Consider the following 18,225-nt stretch of genomic DNA (forward strand, 5'->3'; position numbering starts at 1 on the left):
TGTTCAGCAGACTTTGCGGGGAGGCTTTTGGATTTGTTCCTTTGGAGACGTGGTTGCGTGTGTATATCCGTTGCTGCGGTAACGGCCACTTAGGGTTCCGCCCTGACGGCGGGTCACTTTTGGAAGAATATCCAACATCTTCATTGACTGAACCACCGCTATCGCGAGCAAGCTCGCTCCCACATTCGGTCTTCAGTGGCCCCAGAATTTATATCCAACACAGAACCCCTGTGGGAGCGAGCTTGCTCGCGAAGAGGCCGGCACCTCCAACATCACCGCAAACTGACACACCGCCTTCGCGAGCAGGCTCGCTCCCACAGGAGGAACGCGGTCCCACCAAGAACCAGGTTGGCTATCAGCCCGCCTCGCGGTGGACTTCGCTGCTCACCCTTTCATGCCTCTTCCAAAGTGACGATCAGGCGGGGGCAAGCTCCCTCGCCACACGCTAATGACCAGTTAAACAGGCAGATACGGCAGATTCTCCTTTGCGCCCTTGAAGAACGGCATATTTTCTCCGGGCTGCTTTGTTAGCTTATTAAGCAGACTCGACATGCTGCTTTAAAGGACCGCCTGGATGACTACCCAATCTTCAAATCGCTACAGCGTTGATCCGCAAACCGCCCATCTGTTCTACATCAATGGCGGTTGGTCGGCGCCGGTCAGCCCGGCCAGTCTGCCGGTGGTCAATCCGGCAACCGAGGAAATCGTTGCACAGGTCGCCAGCGGGTCTGCCGAGGATGTCGATCGGGCGGTCGCGGCGGCGCGTGCCGCGTTTGCCGATTGGTCTGTCACTTCCACAGCGGTGCGTGCGCGGGTGCTGGACAAGATCCATGAGCTTATCCTCGAGCGCAAAGAGGCGTTTGCCCAGGCGATCTCCCTGGAGATGGGCGCCGCCATCGGTTCTGCACGGGCGATGCAAGTGCCCCTGGCGGCCGAACACGTTCGGGTCGCCCGCGACTTGCTGGCCACGTATCGTTTCCAGGCCGTCGAGAACGGCACCGCGATCCAACGCGAACCTATCGGCGTCTGCGGCCTCATCACGCCGTGGAACTGGCCGCTTTATCAGATCACCGCAAAAGTCGCCGCGGCGCTGGCGGCCGGTTGTACGGTGGTGCTCAAGCCCAGTGAACTGTCGCCGCTCAGCGCTCTATTGTTCGCGCAGGTGGTCCATGACGCGGGCCTTCCACCGGGCGTCTTCAACCTGGTGAACGGCAGCGGCCATGTGGTCGGCGCGGCGATGGCCGCACACCCGAGTGTCGACATGATTTCCATTACCGGCTCGAACCGCGCAGGTGCGCTGGTGGCCCAGGCGGCCGCGCCGACGGCGAAGCGGGTCGGGCAGGAATTGGGCGGCAAATCCCCGAATATCCTGCTGCCCGATGCCGACTTTGCCAAAGCCGTCCCACTGGGCGTCATGGCGGCGTTTCGCAACGTCGGGCAATCGTGCAGCGCCCCCACCCGGATGATCGTACCCAAGGCCCGGCTGGCGGAGGTCGAAGCGCTGGCGGCCGCCACCGCCAACGCGATCATCGTCGGCGATCCGCAATCACCGGAAACGGTACTCGGCCCCATCGCCAATGAAGCCCAGTTCAATCGCGTGCAAGCCATGATCGAGGCCGGCCTGCATGAGGGCGCCAAACTGTTGTGCGGCGGCTTGGGGCGCGTGCCGGGTCTGGAAAAGGGTTTCTACACCCGCCCGACGGTTTTCTCCGAGGTGGATAACGCCATGCGGATCGCCCAGGAAGAAATCTTCGGGCCGGTGCTGTGCATCATTGCCTACGAAACCATCGATGAGGCAGTCGCTATCGCCAACGATACGATCTATGGCCTGGGTGCTCATGTACAGTCACAGGACCTTGATCTGGCGCGCGCGGTGGCTTCTCGTATCCGCGCGGGGCAAGTGCTCCTGAACTACCCGGCCTGGGATCCCATGGCGCCATTCGGTGGCTACAAGCGTTCGGGCAATGGTCGTGAGTACGGCGTCTTCGGCCTTGAGGAGTATCTGGAAACCAAGGCGATCATCGGCTTTGGTGGCCCAGACCTAGATCGATAGCTTGTTTCTTCCGCCATGCTTGAGGAGCGAAGGATTGATTCCGAACTGCTTGCGAAAAGCGGTGGCGAAATGGCTGGCATTGGCATAGCCGAGGTCCGAGGCGATTCGCATCACCGACTCATCGCCGTTCAACAAGCGGCTACGGGCCTGGATCATCCGCGCTTGCTGGAAGACGCCGTAGACACTGTTGAAGAACAGCTGGCGGAACCCGCGGGTGAGCTTGGGCTGGCTCATGCCCGACTCGCGCGCCAGCTCCGATAAGCTGGGGGCCTTGCCCAGGTCAGCCAGCAGGCGTTCGCGCGCACGCAACAGGCGTTGGCGGTCGATGTGGCTGACACGGCAGGTGCACTCCACGTTACGGCGTGCTTCCAGGAACAGGCTGACCAGGGTCACGCTCTGGCCATACAGCCAGAGGCCGCTTCGGGGCTGGCCCATTGGCAAGTCTGGGCTCGGGTCCATGGCCTTGCACAACAGATGCGCGGTCGCGCTCATTTCGCCACTGCGGTGGCCGTCCAGGAAACAATGATCGCAGGCCAGTGCCTTGTTCAGCAGCGGGTCGAGTTTCAACTCCCATTGTGACAGCACCTCGGGACGGATCATGACCGTGATGTTGTCGATCTCGCCATGCTGATGGTAGAGGCCATCGCGACGACGGCCATAGCTGATGCAACCCGCGCCTTCGTCAATCACATAGCGGCGCTGCCGACGACCGTCACGGAAGCTGCAGGCGGCCTTGCCCTTGAGCAAGTTGGTGAAGCTGAAATGAATGCAGTCGCTGTCATCCTGCAGGGGCAATTCGATTGGCTGCTCGAACTTGCTTTGCCAGCGCACGATGTCGAGTCCGTCCTGCAGGGCCATGCGCGTCACCCGACAATGCGCCCCGGGTCCGAGGTCGCTTCCATATTCCCCCGTAATGATTCGCGAGACCGGCATCGGCTCTCCTGCGCCTCCTTGAACGACTGACATCGTGAATCTCCTGGTTGACCGGATACGGCTCGAATCAGATCACATCGGGGTAGAGTTGTGCAATTGATAATTATTAGCATCTGGCGCGTCGCACACGCTGCGCTTATTCGTGACTGCCGACGCTAACGCGCACCGCTCAAAACCCTCAGTCAAGGTCCCATTATGTCTGCACGACGCAACACGACGACGACCCCTCGATCTTGCTATAAGTGTAATACTATAACAATAGTTTTAACTTGCACACTGGCCAGTCCAGTCCTTGCCGCCACCGGCGAAATCCTTGAATTGCCCGTTTCGACCGTGACTGCGCGCATGGAGCAGGAAGACCCCAAGAGCCTGCCCATCAGCCTTAGCGTGATCAGTGGCGAGCAACTGCGTACCCAGCGCCTCGACACGCTGGAAAGCGCCCTGCGCAACACCTCCGGGGTCAATGTCAATTCATCCGGCGGCCCCAATGACTTCAACGTGCTGATCCGTGGCGTCGGCTCGCTGTACCAGATGTCGATGGATGACAGCTCGGTGGCCTTCAACATCGACGGTGTGCCAGTCGCCTCCCGCAGCCTCGGCTTCGGCACCCTGGATATCGACCGCATCGAAGTGCTCAAGGGGCCCCAGGGCACGATGTCCGGTGCAATTGGCCAGGCGGGTGCGGTGAACATCACCACCCGCCAGCCGACCCGGGAACTGGAGGGCTATGTGCGTGGCGAAGTCGGCCAGGAGGGCCAGTTCCTCAGCGAAGGGGCCATCGGCGGGCCGATCAGCGACAGCCTCAGCGGCCGCCTGGCGGTGCGCCGTGCCGGCTATGACAGCTGGATCGACAATGACCGGAACAACGATCCCATCACCCAGCCGCGCAACGAGGCTTATCGCGCCAGCCTGCTCTGGGACCTCAACGATGAGACCCAGGTGCTGTTCAGTGCCGAACGCCAGAAAACCGAGCGCGCCACCAACTCGCTGGTGCTGCGCCCCTACGGCAGCGACCCCAGCCTGGACCTGACGCCCGGCCTGTTCGACGACAACTACAAGACCACCGAACGCTATACGGTCAAGGTCGATCATGACTTCGCCAACAGTCGCCTGACCTCTACGACCGCCACCTCCACCGCCGACTTCGAGGGTTTGATCGCCTATGACAGTAAACTGATGGGCGCCCTATATGGCACGCCCAGCGAGTACTGGGTGGTGGACACATCCTTCGAGCGCAGTTGGAGCCAAGACCTGCATTTGAGCTCGCTGCCCGATTCCGAGACATTCTGGATCGCCGGCCTTGCCGCCAGCCGCAACGAACGCAGCTACGACACCCCGCGCAACACCTATGGCACTGACAGCGCCAGGTTCCGCGATTTCACCACCACCACCTATGCCGGCTACGGCGAAGTCACCTTCCCGCTCAGCGAGCGCCTCAAACTCACCACGGGCTATCGCCATTCCTGGGATCGCAAGACCTACGATGGCCAATACATCAATGGTGCCAGCGCCGTGGATGATTCACGCAAGCTGACCGACCATTACGGCACCGGCCGCGTGGCCCTGAGCTACGCGCTCACCCCGCAAACCAACGTCTACGTGCAACTGGCGCGAGGTTATAAATCCGGGGGATTCAATGACTATGCGTCGCAGGTCAGCGACAGCGAGCCCTACAAGGCCGCCGTCAGCAGAGCCGCCGAACTCGGCTTCAAAAGTGAAACAGAAGACCGCCGTGGCAGCTTGAACGGTGCGCTGTTCTACACCCGCGTACACGATGACCACCTGCTGGGCTACAACGCGGCCACCTTCGCGACCAATGCGTTCAATGCCGATACCCGCACCCGCGGCGCCGAACTGGAAGGCACCTGGCATTTCGACCACGGCCTGACCCTGGCCGCCAGCGCCACTTACCTCGACGCCAAGATCACCAGCGCCGTCCACGGCATCCAGGCCGGCGACATCGCCGCCGGCAACCGTACCCCGGATGTGCCGCGCTGGAGCGGCAACTTCAACATCAGTTGGCAGCACCCGTTGGGCACCGTCGCCAGCCTGGGCGAAACCACCCTGAACACCAGCCTCAATTACCGCCTGGTGGGCGAACGCGCCGCCGATCCGCAGAACCATTTCAACCTGGACAACTACGAGAAACTTGACCTGCGCGCAGGCCTGGAAAGCCGCTTCGGCGAGGTTTATGCCTTCGCCGACAACCTGCTGAACCAAACCTATGACACCTACGGTTTCTACAGCGAACCGGTGGCCTACGGTGCGCCGGCACGGCGGCGCACCTTGGGGGTCGGCTATACCTATCAGTTCTAACCTGCCCTTTGACTCAAGGGGCACTCAGAACGAATAGCTGTACCCCACGCCGGCCGAGCGTCCTCGGCCCGGCATGCCGGTCAGCACCTGATCGGTGGAATACGAACCATACAAGTCATAGCGCGCATCGAGCAGGTTATCGCCCCACAGGTAGACTTGCGAACCGCCACTTTCCAGGCCCAGGTGCAGGTCCAGCTTGGCGTAGCCCTTGAGGTCGTAGTGATTCTGCGGGTCGGCCGGGCGATTTTTCTGCACGCGATAGTTGAGCAACGTATTCAGGCGCGGCGCCGGCAAGCCCAGGAACGCGCCCAGCTCTTTCTGCCAGGCGACGCTGAAGTTTCCGCTCCACAGCGGCACATCCGGCACGCGACTTCCCGCCGCGACATCACCACCAGAAACCCCCGGCGCATCGGAGGTCACCACCGCGTTGGTGTAGCTGACGGCGCTGCCCACTGTCAGCTCATCCGTGACATGCCAGGTGCTCGACAGCTCGGCGCCCTTGCTGCGGGTGTCGGCATTCACGGCGCTGACCGCCAGGGTGTTGAAGTCATACCCCAGCAGGTGATCGTCCTGCACGCGGGTCAGGAACAACGCCCCCTCGAGACTCAAGGCCCCCTCGGCGCTTTCGTGCTTGAAGCCGACTTCGACAGCGTTCACCTTGGCGGCCTTGTAGGGTTCGCTGTCCTTGACCGAGGTGGCGTAATCGTTGAATCCGGCGGATTTATAGCCTCGCGACAGTACCGCGTACAGGTTCGTCTGCGGCGTCAGCGTGTAGCTCAGCGCCACGCGCCCGGTGCTGTAGTTGTCCTGCAACCGACGGTTGTCGCCAACGGTATTGCCGCCGCTGGAATAGTCGGCCCCATAGGTCTTGCGATCCCAGGTGTGGCGCAGGCCGGTGGTGAGTTTCCAGTCTTCGGCAATCGGGTACGTCACCTCGCCGTAGGCGGCATAACTGTTGGTGCTGAAATCGCGCCTCTGTAGTGCGCCGTTGGTGAAGTTGTCGGAATCGAAACTGCGCTCGGAGCGTGACAGGTTCACCCCGGTCACCCAGAACACATCGGCATCGGCCAGCGACCCCAAGCGCAGGTCCTGGCTCCACACGCGTTCTTTGGCAGAATCCTCGATCAGGTATTCGAACGGTGAACCGTACAGCGCCTCGGTGATGTTGCGGTCGTAACCTTTGACCGCATTGAGATCGGTGCTGGTGTAGGCGCTGATCGAGGTGATCCGCGACTGCGCCAGGTCATGGTTGAGTTCGAAGGAATAACGCTCGTTGGTCTTCTGGTTGCCATCGAACGTGCCGGGCGTGTAGTCCAGGCTGGGACGGTTGCCAAAGGGGCGCAGCATCTCCAGGCCGGCATAGTGTTCGGCGCGCTGGCGCTCGGCGGTCAGCAGGCCGGTCGTGCCTTGGTCGTTGTCCCACAGCAGGCTGCCGCGCAGGGCCAGGTCCCGTGGCTGGGTCAACGGATCGCCATCCTGCTGGTCGTCGACCCAGTTGTCGAAGCCACTGCGGCGCACGGCAATGCGCCCCGCCAGGGATTCGGTCAATGGTCCGCCCACGGCGCCTTCGGTCATGAACTGGCCCTGGCTGCCGACTTCGCCGCGCACATAACCTTCCCGTTCGCGGGTCGGCTTGCGCGTGGTGACGTTGATCGCGCCCGCCTCGCTGTTACGTCCCAACAACGTGCCCTGAGGGCCCTTGAGCACTTCCACCTGCTCCACGTCGAGGGTGGCCATCGCCGCGTTGCGCACCGACATCGGCACCCCGTCCACATTCAGCACCACCGAGCCGTCGTCCATGCTCATCTGGTTCAACGAACCGACACCGCGGATGCGCACATTGGCGTCGTTGGCGCCGCCCCAGGAATTCACATCCACCCCCGGTGTGGTCCGCAAGGCGTCTTCCAGGGTGCGCAAGCGCCGGGTTTCGAGGGTTTGCCCGTCGATCACGGTGAGCCCGAAGGGAATGTCCTTGGCACTTTCTTCGTTCAACCGAGCGCTGACCATCAACGGAGCCAGCTCGATCACCTCCGTGCTGGCGACAGGTTGATAATCAGCGGCATAGGCCGCGCACATCTGGCTGGACAAGGCCAGTGCCAGGGTTTGGGTCAAGACATTCTCCCGCCAGCCGAGGGGACGGCGCAGCGGTTTGATCGACAGCGGTGCTGACATGGAACAACTCCAGGCAAAAGGGATGGTTCGAATTCATTGCGCAGGCCCCCAGCGCTTGAGCGCTGCGGTGATCGCCTGGTCAGAGGGCGCGCCCAACAGGTGCTGGATCGCGGCGGGCCATCCCTGGCCATTTCGGATGCTTGCGGTCATTGCCGCCAGTTGTTCGGCGCTTTGTCCGGCCACCCAGTCCAGGCTGGCCAGCGGTGCATACGTCGCGACCCAGCCCTGTTCCCGGGCAGTGGCCAAGGTGCCGACGGGCTCGCCGTCATTGCTCAAGGCGCGGGTCAGATCATCGGCCATCAACTTCACCAAGGCCGAGCGGGCCTCAACGCCGTCGACGTCACCAACACACAGCAAGCCGATCGCGCCCGCCACACCCTGGCTCAGCCAGAGGTAACCCGGGGCCTGGCGCAGGTCGCTGGCATCGCTCAGCATTCGCCGCGCGAGCAGTTCGGCGATATGGGCACGGCGCGTCCAGCGCCCGACACCTGCCTGCGCCACATCCCAATCCGGCGTCTGGCTGAGCACCAGATGGGCCTGGCTCAGATGACTGGCCCCCATGCCGGTCGGCCACTGGCTCAGGGCCTCGACGGTTGGGCGACTGCCCAGGCGCCGACCCACACAGGCGGACATGACCTCCAAGTCTTCGCGCACCTCACGGGCGGCTTGCTGCCGGCCGGCATCGGCGAGCATTTGCACACCGTCGAGGTCTTGTGTCGCCGCCGTGTGATAGGCGAAGTCCAGTGGTCCCGCGCTTTGGCCATTGAACGCCTGGCCATCCACCTCGATCAGCCATTGCCACGCGCCCGCCGGTGCCACCGCGTCCACGGCGACGGCCGCCCCCGCCGGCAAACTCGGCACCTGCGGCGGCAAGCCGGCTTCGGCACGGTGGACCGGCGCGCGCAGCAAGCGTTCGCTGTCGAGGCCCAGGCGTGGCATCAAGCGGCGCGCTTGCAGCCACACCCCTCGCGGCCCCAGCCAGAATGCGTCACCTTCGGACGGCCAGCCGGCAGCGTCCAACGTCCAGTTCAGTTGCACGCTGCAGCCGCTCGCCGCGCACTCCGCCAAAGGCACACGCAAATGCCCGGCAGCCTGTTCGAAAAGGACCGGTCGACCCATGACGCTCACCGCCGTGACGTGCAACCCCGGCGGCAATTCTGCGTCCAGGTGCTCCTTGGCGGCGATTACGGTTCCCAGCGTCCACTCGCCGTCAACACGTCGCGCAACACTGTCGATGCGCAAGTGCAAGCGCCCGTCCGCCACCTGCCAGGCGCCCGCCCCGGCCAGCCATCGCTGTTCCCATTCGGCGTGCTCGGCCCGTTCCTCGGCCACCGACCGGTAGTCGCCCTGCTCCACCAGATGCCGATGCAACAGCGCGCCGCTGCCCAGCAAACCCACGGCCCCCAACACCAGCAACACACCGGGCAAGCCCAGCAGGCTGCGGCGCACATCCCTCAGACGGCGCCGCTCCGGCCCACGGGGCAAGGCCAACGCCGCCACCGCGACCATCATCAGGCAGCCGGCCAGTTTCCAGCTGGTCAACGTGGCGAGATAAGGCAGCCAGGGCGCCCAGCCCGTCAGTTGCGACAAGGCCACGTGGGCCGGTATCGCCATGGCATAGGCGGGATAGCTGACCAGCCCCAATTCATGGTTGAGCACCAGGAAAAACGTCAACAGCATGGACGTCGCATACGCCAGGCCGGAACGACGGATCAAGGCATGCACCAGCACCGTGAGCATCGCCAGTTCCAGCAACGGCGGCGCGAACACCAGTGTCTGATAGATCAGCACAAAGCCCGGTGCCCAGTTGTCGGGGGCGACCAGCGCGCTGATCACCAGGCTGGCAACCCCCGGCACTAGCGCCAAGGCCAGCGTCGCCACCAGCACGCAGGCCACCCGTCCCAACAAACGCAGCCACGCCGGCGCCGGGGTGGCCTGTAGCATTGCGCCCAGGCCTTCCACGTCATCGCGCCGGCAGACCAGCCCCACCAGCGCCGCGACAATGAAGGCGATCACCAGGAACGACGCGCTCGATAACAACGGCAAGATCAGGTCCGGTCGCGGCACCATCGGCCCGCGCGCATGCCACACGATATGAACAAACCCGCTGAGTATGCCCATGGCCAGCAACAAGCCGAGGGCAACCCAGCCGATGCGCCGGGCAAACAACTGCCGCACCTGCCAGCGAACCTCGCACCACAACGCCCGCGGCCAGCGGCTGGCGGGTAACGGGCCAGGCAAGCGCACGTGGCTCGCCAACAGCATTGGCGGCTCGGCCAACACGGCGCCACTACGGCGGCCCATCAAGCTCTGGCGGCTGGTGCGGGCCAGGACGACGGCCAGCAGCAGCAACGGCAACCCACACCACAGCGCGCGGTTAAGCCAGAACCCCGGGGTCAACGCCAACAGCGATTGGGATTTCTGCGCGGCGTTCCAGGTTTCCACTTGGGCCTGGGCAAAGGTGAACAGTGACGGATCGAGGCTGGCCGCCAACAGCGGGTTGATGTGCCCGCCCTTGAGCACCACCACGGCGAACATCCACAACAGCATCAACACCGTCGCCAAGGCAAACGGTGCGGCCAGGCTTCGGCTGCGCAAGGCCAGCAAGTAATACAACGCGCCAATCCCGGTGCTCACCGGCAACAGCAAGGCGACCCAGGCAAACCCCAGCGCCGACCACATGGGTGCGCCGATGCTCGCCGCCGGCACCCAGCCGAGCCAGCCCAGCACCGGGCTGACGAGAAAGCCGACGATCAATGAACTGGCGAGCAAGCCACCCACCAACGCCGCGCCGATAAAACGTCCCCACAACAACGCTGGCAGCGACAACGGCAAGGCCAACAGCACTTCTTCCAATTGCGCCTTGCGGTCCCTCAGGGCCGGCTGGGCGAACACCCAGGCCCAGGCAAAAAACAGGAAGAACATACAGCCGCACGACATCAGGTAAATCAGGCTCGGCGCATTGCGGGCGATATCGCTAGCGCCCATCTTCTGCACATAGTCGGCATTGGTCAGGGCCATCAGCAGGTAGCCGGTCAGGCCAAGGAACACCAGCAACGGAATGCCGCTGCGCAACCCGGCGCGCACTTCCACCCAGGCCTCGCGCATCAGCAGAGCAAAGGTATTCATGCGTCGAGCGCCTCACCCGCCTGGGCCAGGGCCAGGTAATAGATGTCTTCCAGGCGTGGCGCGTGGGGCACGAAACGTGGATCGGCAGGACGCTCGCCATGAACGATGACGCGGCTGCCCTGCGGGCTGGCGGCCACATGCAAGGCAACGGGCAGCGACTCGCCACGGTCGAAGGACGCTTCCCATAACCGGCCCTGCTCGGCCGCCAGCAACTGTGCCGGGCTCCCTTCCACAATGATCTGCCCAGCGGCCAGCACGGCCAGCCGACTGCAGAGGTTTTCGACATCTTCGACAATGTGGGTCGAAAGCAACACGATGGACTCGGCGGCGACATCGGCCAACACCCGATGGAAACGGTTGCGCTCCGCCGGGTCGAGGCCCGCCGTGGGCTCATCGACGATCAGCAAGCGTGGCGAACCCACCAACGCCATGGCGATGCCGAACCGGCGCAGCATGCCGCCCGAATAGGTGGCGAGCGCTCGATGGGCGGCCTGCTGGAGGTTGACCTTGTCCAGCAGGCCCTCGATTTCCTCGCGGCGCTGGCGATTGTCGGTACGCCCTTTGAGCCAGGCAAAACGATCGAGCAAGTCCCGTGCGCTCACGCCCGGATACGCACCCAATTGCTGCGGCAGATAACCCAGGCGGCGGCGCAAATGATCGGAATCGGCCAACACATCCGTCCCGTCCAGGTGAATGCTGCCGGCGTCGGGTTGCTGCAGTGTCGCCAGGGTCCGCATCAAGCTGCTTTTGCCCGCTCCATTGGGCCCCAGCAAGCCATACATCCCGGGGCCGACACTCAGGTCCACGCCGCGCAGCGCCTCGACGCCGTTGGGGTAGCGCTTGCGCAGGCCGCGCACTTGTAAACCCGAATCGACAGACATCCGTAACTCCAATCAGAGGAACACAGGCCCGGCAAGGGGCGGCGAGCGACGGTAGTCAAGGCCATGGGGCGGGCTCTACCCGATTCAAGTCATTTTCCAACCGCATCCTGCGGGCGATTGGCGCTGTGCGTAGCCACCACGGCACTGCAACCGGTGAGCGAGACGCGGATGCGGGGCAAAAACGATTCGATCCGGGTAGTTGGCAAAATGAGAATGACTAGCATCTTCCCCCAAGCAACTGCCTGCCCCCAGCGCCTGGGCCAACCCCGGTCCGGGCCCTAGCAATGAGAAGACGTTGAGCCATGGCCACTCCCAGCACCTCAACCGCAACACTGCTGCGCCAATCCCTGTCCCAGGCCCTCGACCTGCCCGCCGACCAGATTCCCCTGGAGGCGAACCTGATCGAATGGGGGCTGGATTCCGTCACCCTGATTCGCCTCGCCGGCCAGTGGCGCCGCCATGGCCTGGCCGCGCGTTTTGCCGACCTGATCGCCGACCCGCGCCTGTCAGCCTGGCTGGCCATGCTTGAGATGGCCCCCCAAGCCCCGGCGGCGGTCACTGCGCCGGCGGACGACGGCCAGCCTTTCGAACTGGCGCCGATGCAACACGCCTATTGGATCGGACGCGCCCCCGGCCAGCAGCTGGGCGGTGTCGCCGCGCACTTCTATAACGAATTCGATGGCCGCGACGTCGACCCGATCCGCTTGGAAGCCGCCGTACGGGCGTTGCTGGCGCGCCACCCGATGTTGCGCGCGCAGTTTCTCGACGACGGTCGCCAGCGGATCCTCGCCCGCAGCCCCTGGCCGGGATTGAAGGTGCATGACCTGCGCCAGGCCAGCGCCGAGCAACAGCAACAACGGCTGTCGGCGTTGCGCACTGAGTTATCCCACCGCCAACTGGCCGTTGAACAAGGGCAGGTGCTGGACATCCAGTTGTCGTTGCTGCCCGACGGGACGCGCCTGCATTTGAACCTCGACATGCTCGCCGCCGATGCCCTGAGCCTGCGCACCCTGCTCGGCGACCTGGTGCAGTTGTATCGCCAACAGCCCCTGGCCGCGCTGGACTACAGCTTTGCCCGTTACCTGGCCGACCTGCGCCGTGAACACGCCAGCCCCGAGCAACGTGCGCTTCATCAACAGGCCCGTGACTATTGGTTGCAGCGCCTGGACCGGTTGCCCGGCGCCCCGCGCTTGCCCATCAAGCCCCAGGGCGACGATCGCCAGGTGCGACGCCGTCACCACTGGCTACCGCCGTCCCAGCGCCAGGGCTTCGAGCGCCACGCCCGGGAGCACGGCCTGACGCCGGCGATGGCCTTGGCGGCGGTGTTCTGCGAAGCCCTTGGCGCCTGGTGCGAGACGCCCGAGCTGCTGCTCAATTTGCCGCTGTTCAACCGCACGCCACTGCATGCCGATGTGGAGCGCCTGGTTGGCGATTTCACCTCATCGATCCTGCTGGCATGGGACGGTCACGTCAGCGGCACGTTCGCCGCCCGTGCCACGGCCCTGCAACGGCGCTTCCACAGCGATGCCGCACACAGCGCGTTTTCCGGCCTGGAGGTGTTGCGCGAACTGTCCCGGCAACGGGGTGAGCAAGTGTTGGCGCCGGTGGTGTACACCAGCGCCCTGGGGTTGGGGGAACTGTTCGCCGAGGGCGTGCAAGCGTGTTTCGGCCAACCGGCCTGGATCATTTCCCAAGGCCCGCAAGTGTGGCTCGACGCCCAGGTCACCGAGCTGGATGGCGGTGTCCTGGTCAATCTCGACGCCCGTGAAGGGTTGTTCGCCGACGGTGTACTGGATGGGTTGTTCGAGGCGTATACCGGGCTGTTGCAGCGCCTGTGTTTTGAAGCTTCGGCCTGGGACCTGTCGCCTCCGGCGCTGATCCCTGCCAGCCAGCTTGACGTCCGCAATGGCGTCCAGGGCCAGGCCGCGCCGCTGCCGGTACAACGCTTGCACGAAGCCTTTTTTGCCCAGGCGCGCTTGACACCCACCCTGCCCGCGTTGCTGCACGGCGATCATCCCGTCATCACCTATGGCGAACTCGCCGAACGTGCTCTACACGTGGCGGCCTACCTGGAAGGCCAAGGCGTGCGACGCGGTGACGTGGTGGCGTTGCAACTGCCCAAGGGACCCGAGCAGGTGATCGCGGTGCTGGGCATCCTGGCGTGCAGCGCCACGTACCTGCCCATCAGCGTCGATCAACCGGCGGCGCGGTGCCGGAAAATCTGTGATTCGTCGGGCGCGCGCTTATTGCTCACGCAACTGCCCGCCGCCAGCACGGCGCTGGACGCCCCCCGGCCCGGAGCGATCAGCGACCTGGCGTACATCCTCTATACCTCCGGTTCCACAGGTGAACCCAAAGGCGTGGAAATCAGCCATCAGGCCGCTGCCAACACGCTGGAAGACCTGCAACGGCGCTTGCAACTGAACAGCGACGACCGAATCCTCGCGCTGTCGGCCCTGGAGTTCGACTTATCGGTATTCGACCTGTTTGCCGCGCTGTCCACTGGGGCGGCGGTGATCGGTATCGAGCCCGAGGCCCAGCGTGATGCCAGACGCTGGCGTGAACTGGCCCTGCGGCATCGCGCCAGCGTGCTCAACTGCGTGCCAGCGTTGCTCGACATGCTGCTCGGTTGCGCCCCCGCCGGTGCCAGCCTCCCCCTGCGCGCGGTATTGCTTGGCGGCGACAAAGTCGCTCCGGACCTGGCGCCACGGTTGTGGACCCAAGCCCCCGGCTGCCGTTTCATGGCCTTGGGCGGCGCCACCGAAACCGCCATTCACTCGACCCTGTTCGAAGTGCTGCCCGGCCAACCCTTACCCTGGCACTGCCTGCCCTATGGCACCCCGCTGGACAATGTCCGCTTGCGCATTGTCGACCCACACGGCCACGACTGCCCCGACTGGGTGGCCGGCGAACTGTGGATCGGTGGCGCTGGTGTTGCCGAGGGTTATCGCGGCGACCCGGTGCGCACAGCTGAACGTTTCGTCGACTATCAAGGCTTGCGTTGGTACCGCACCGGCGACAGTGCGCGTTATCACCCCGATGGTAACGTCGAATTCCTCGGGCGCACCGATTTCCAACTCAAACTGCACGGCTACCGCATCGAAGCCGGGGAAGTCGAAACCGCCTTGCTGGCCTGGCCCGGCGTCGAGCAGGCGGTGGCGCTGCTGGCCGGCCAGCAGTTGGCAGCAGTGGTGCGCCTGACAGACGGCCCCGTGATGCCCACACGCCTGGCCCCACAGGGACTGGCCGAACATCTGGCCGAGCGCCTGCCGGGCTACATGATCCCCAGCACTGTCCTGGGCTGCGCGCAGTTGCCCTTGACCGGCAATGGCAAGGTGGATCGCAAAGTACTGAACGACTGGCTGGCGGCCAACAGCACCCCGGTGCAGGCCAACCTGTCCGCTCCCTGCGGCGACATCGAAACCCTGGTGGCCCATGCCTGGCAGCAATTGCTGGGCTGTGCTGAGGTCTGCCGTGAACACAACTTCTTCGCCCTGGGCGGCGACTCCCTGAGCGCCACCCGCCTGGTGCGTTTGCTTGTAGAGCAAGGGCTGGGAGGCGCACGGATCGCCCAGGTATTCGCCAAACCGGTGCTGGCGCATTTTTGTGCCGATTTGCATCGACAGGCCCAGGCCGAACCGCGGCGCACGATTGAGCCCGACCTGCCGCAACGCCATGCGCCCTTCCCCATGACGGAGGTGCAACAGGCCTATTGGCTGGGCCGCGACCCGAGCCTGGTACTGGGCGGCGTGAGTTGTCATTTCTATCGTGAATACGACGTCGAGGACCTCGACCTGCCGCGCCTGCAGACCGCGCTGGATCGCTTGATCGAGCGCCACGAAATGCTGCGCGCCGTGTTCGATCAATGCGGCCAGGCGCGCATCCTGCCCCTGCAACAGCTGCCGTCCTTTGAAATCGGCCAGGGCTACGCCAACCTCGACGACTTGCGCGAACACTGTGCCCATCGCGTGTTCGATCCGGGCCAGTGGCCGCTGTTCGATGTGCAGGCCGTGACTCATGGCCGCTGCACGCGGCTGGCCATCAGCCTGGACAACCTGATCCTCGACGCCCTGAGCATCCTGCGCTTCTACGCAGAACTCGATGCCATTTACCGTGACCCTGGGTTGACGCTGGTGCCGCTGGAACTGTCGTTCCGCGACTATCAACTGCAATCCGCCGTGGACGCGGACGAGCTGCAAGCCGCGCAACACTTCTGGCAAGAACGCCTGCCCGAGTTGCCGCCGCACCCACAACTGCCGCTGGCGGTCGACCCCGCCAGCCTGGGTCAACCGCGCTTCGAACGCCTGCAAGGGCAAATCGACGCCCAAGCCTGGCGGGCGATCCTGGCCAAGGCCCAACAACAGGGCCTCACCGCCTCGGCCGTGCTGCTCTGCGCGTTTGCCGAAACCCTCGGTCGCTGGAGTGCACGTCCCGACCTCAGCCTCAACCTCACGCTGTTCGATCGTCGGGCGCTGCATCCCCAGATCGATCAGGTCATGGGCGATTTCACCTCCCTCACGCTGCTCGGTTATGTTCCGCTGCCCGGCGAACGCTGGGTCGACCGCGCAAGGCGTACCCAGCGCACCCTGGGCGAGGCACTGGAGCATCGTTGCCTCGGCTCGGTCAGCCTGTTGCGCCAGCTGGCCCGGGGCAATGGCGAGCAACAGGTGAGCATGCCCGTGGTGTTCACCAGTGCGCTCGGGGTCCCGGATGGCACGGCTGCGCCGGCGGACGGGCCGTTTGCCCGGCAAGTCTTTGGCCTGACCCAGACCCCGCAGGTCTGGCTCGACCATCAAGTGGTGGAGGCCGACGGCGGCATCGCCTTGAACTGGGACTACGTGGTCGGCCTGTTTCCCGAAGGCCTGGTCGAAGGGATGTTCAATGCCTACTTGTACAGCTTGAACTGGCTGGCCGAGCACACCTGGGACAACCCACCGCCCGACCTGCTGCCCCAAGCCCAGGCGCAGTTGCGTGCCCAGCTCAATGCCCCGGGGCCGAGCGTGCCGGGTGACCCGACCTTGCACCAAGGCTTCTTCGAACAGGCACGCCAAGCGCCCCAACGCCCGGCGTTGTTGTGGGGTGAGCACGGCATGCTCAGCTATGGCGAGCTGGCCGAACAGGCACTGCGCATTGCCCGCAGCCTGGTGGACGCCGGCGTGGTGCCGGGCGACCTGGTGGCGGTGTCCCTGGCCAAGGGGCCACGACAGATCGCCAGCGTGCTGGGCATCCTGGCCGCGGGTGCCGCGTACCTGCCGGTCGGAGTCGACCAACCGCTGCAGCGTTGCCAGCGCATCCTGCAACAAGCCGGCGTCACCCTGATCCTGGCCGGGCATGACCCGCAATTGCCCAGCGTCAAACACCTCGACCCGCTCCACGCGCTGGACGCTGAACCGCTCTCGGCGCCGCTCGCCGTCTCGGCCGCGGAGCTGGCCTACGTGATCTACACGTCCGGCTCCACGGGCCAGCCCAAGGGTGTGGAAATCACCCACCGCGCCGCGATGAACACCGTGGCCGAGATCAATCGCTGCTATGGCATCGACGCCAGCGACCGCACGCTGGCCTTGTCAGCGCTGGATTTCGACCTGTCGGTGTACGACCTGTTCGGCCTGCTGTCGGTGGGCGGTGCGCTGGTCTTGATCGAGGAGGACCAGCGCCGCGATGCCCGGGCCTGGCTCAACGCGTTGCAACACCATCGCGTGACTCTGTGGAACAGCGTGCCGGCCTTGCTGGACATGCTGCTGGAAGCCAATGCCCATGACCGCCAGCCACTGGGCCTGAACGTGGCGTTGCTGTCGGGCGACTGGATTGGCCTCGACCTGCCCCAGCGCCTGCGGCAACAGGCCCCTGACTGTCGTTTTATCGCCCTGGGCGGCGCCACCGAAGCGGCGATCTGGTCGAACCATTACCCGGTGGAGCAAGCGCTGCCGGGTTGGCGCTCGATCCCCTACGGTGTGCCACTGGCCAACCAGGCTTACCGAGTGGTCGACGCCCTGGGCCGCGACTGTCCGGATTGGGTCACCGGTGAGCTGTGGATTGGTGGCGCCGGCGTCGCCCGCGGCTATCGCCACGCGCCACAGTTGAATGCCGAGCGCTTTGTCGACGGCTGGTACCGCACCGGCGACCTGGGTCGCTACCACCCCGATGGCCTGCTGGAGTTTCTCGGGCGCGCCGACAGCCAGGTGAAGATTGGTGGCCATCGCATCGAACTGGGCGAAATCGAGGCAGCCCTCGCTCGCCACCCCTGCGTCACCAGGGCCGTGGCGCTGGTCACCGACAACCGGCTGATGGCCGCCGTGACGGCCAGCACCGACGCACAGGTCTTGGCACGACACCTGGAGCAGTGCTTGCCGGGGTACATGCGCCCGGAACACGTCCTGGTGCTGGAACACTTGCCCCTGAGCAGCAACGGCAAGATCGATCGCCGGGCACTGCAGGCGCGATTGGCCGACGCCGCCCAGTCGCGACCGGTGGCGGACGAGCAACCGCTGCGCCCGGAAGAACAACTGATCGCCGAGCTCTGGCAGCAATTGCTCAACGTGCCGAGCGTGTCGCGTCACGACAACTTTTTCCGCCTCGGGGGCGACAGCCTCCTGGCCACGCGTTTTCTCGAAATGCTGCGTAACCGTGTGGGCCTTGAACTGCCCATGGGCCAGTTGTTCGGCGCCGCCACCTTGACGGAGGTGGCGCAGATCCTTGAGCGCCAGCCTGCCTCGGACACCGTTGAAGAGGGCGTCATCTGAT

At 64.7% G+C, this 18,225-nt stretch carries 7 protein-coding genes; 3 read left to right on the forward strand and 4 right to left on the reverse strand.

The genetic code is table 11. From position 1 onward, the window contains the following. Nucleotides 1-574: 574 nt before the first annotated feature. Nucleotides 575-2,053 (forward strand): aldehyde dehydrogenase family protein, encoded by a 1,479-nt coding sequence (locus ACLH0I_RS15615; protein ID WP_411384671.1) that lies wholly within the window; start codon nucleotides 575-577, stop codon nucleotides 2,051-2,053. Here ACLH0I_RS15615 and ACLH0I_RS15620 read toward each other — a convergent pair. Then, a complete protein-coding gene (locus tag ACLH0I_RS15620; protein WP_250963814.1) occupies nucleotides 2,042-3,019 on the reverse strand; it encodes a helix-turn-helix transcriptional regulator in 978 nt (325 codons plus the stop codon). The genes ACLH0I_RS15615 and ACLH0I_RS15620 overlap by 12 nt on opposite strands. A gap of 300 nt (nucleotides 3,020-3,319) precedes the next feature. On the opposite strand from ACLH0I_RS15620, the gene ACLH0I_RS15625 reads away from it, so the two are divergent. After that, a complete protein-coding gene (locus ACLH0I_RS15625; protein ID WP_411384672.1) occupies nucleotides 3,320-5,302 on the forward strand; it encodes a TonB-dependent receptor in 1,983 nt (660 codons plus the stop codon). 24 nt (nucleotides 5,303-5,326) lie between these two features. Here the strand turns inward: ACLH0I_RS15625 and ACLH0I_RS15630 are convergent, their stop codons facing one another. From ACLH0I_RS15630 to ACLH0I_RS15640, 3 genes are read right to left on the reverse strand one after another with little or no spacing between them, the layout of a single operon-like run. Then, complete coding sequence (locus ACLH0I_RS15630; RefSeq protein WP_411384673.1) at nucleotides 5,327-7,474, reverse strand: TonB-dependent receptor; 2,148 nt, start codon at nucleotides 7,472-7,474, stop codon at nucleotides 5,327-5,329. 33 nt (nucleotides 7,475-7,507) lie between these two features. Next, nucleotides 7,508-10,603: a hypothetical protein gene (locus tag ACLH0I_RS15635; protein ID WP_411384674.1), complete on the reverse strand. Its 3,096-nt coding sequence runs from the start codon at nucleotides 10,601-10,603 to the stop codon at nucleotides 7,508-7,510. Continuing rightward, nucleotides 10,600-11,484, reverse strand: a complete 885-nt coding sequence (locus ACLH0I_RS15640; protein WP_411384675.1) for an ABC transporter ATP-binding protein — start codon at nucleotides 11,482-11,484, stop codon at nucleotides 10,600-10,602. Before ACLH0I_RS15640 ends, ACLH0I_RS15635 begins: the two co-directional genes overlap by 4 nt. Before the next feature lie 302 nt (nucleotides 11,485-11,786). Between ACLH0I_RS15640 and ACLH0I_RS15645 the strand changes: the two genes are divergently transcribed. Further along, on the forward strand, nucleotides 11,787-18,224 hold the full coding sequence (locus ACLH0I_RS15645; RefSeq protein WP_411384676.1) for an amino acid adenylation domain-containing protein: 6,438 nt from the start codon (nucleotides 11,787-11,789) through the stop codon (nucleotides 18,222-18,224). Nucleotide 18,225: the final 1 nt, after the last annotated feature.

Source organism: Pseudomonas sp. MPB03 (genome assembly GCF_046605385.1).
GTDB lineage: Bacteria > Pseudomonadota > Gammaproteobacteria > Pseudomonadales > Pseudomonadaceae > Aquipseudomonas > Aquipseudomonas zanjanensis.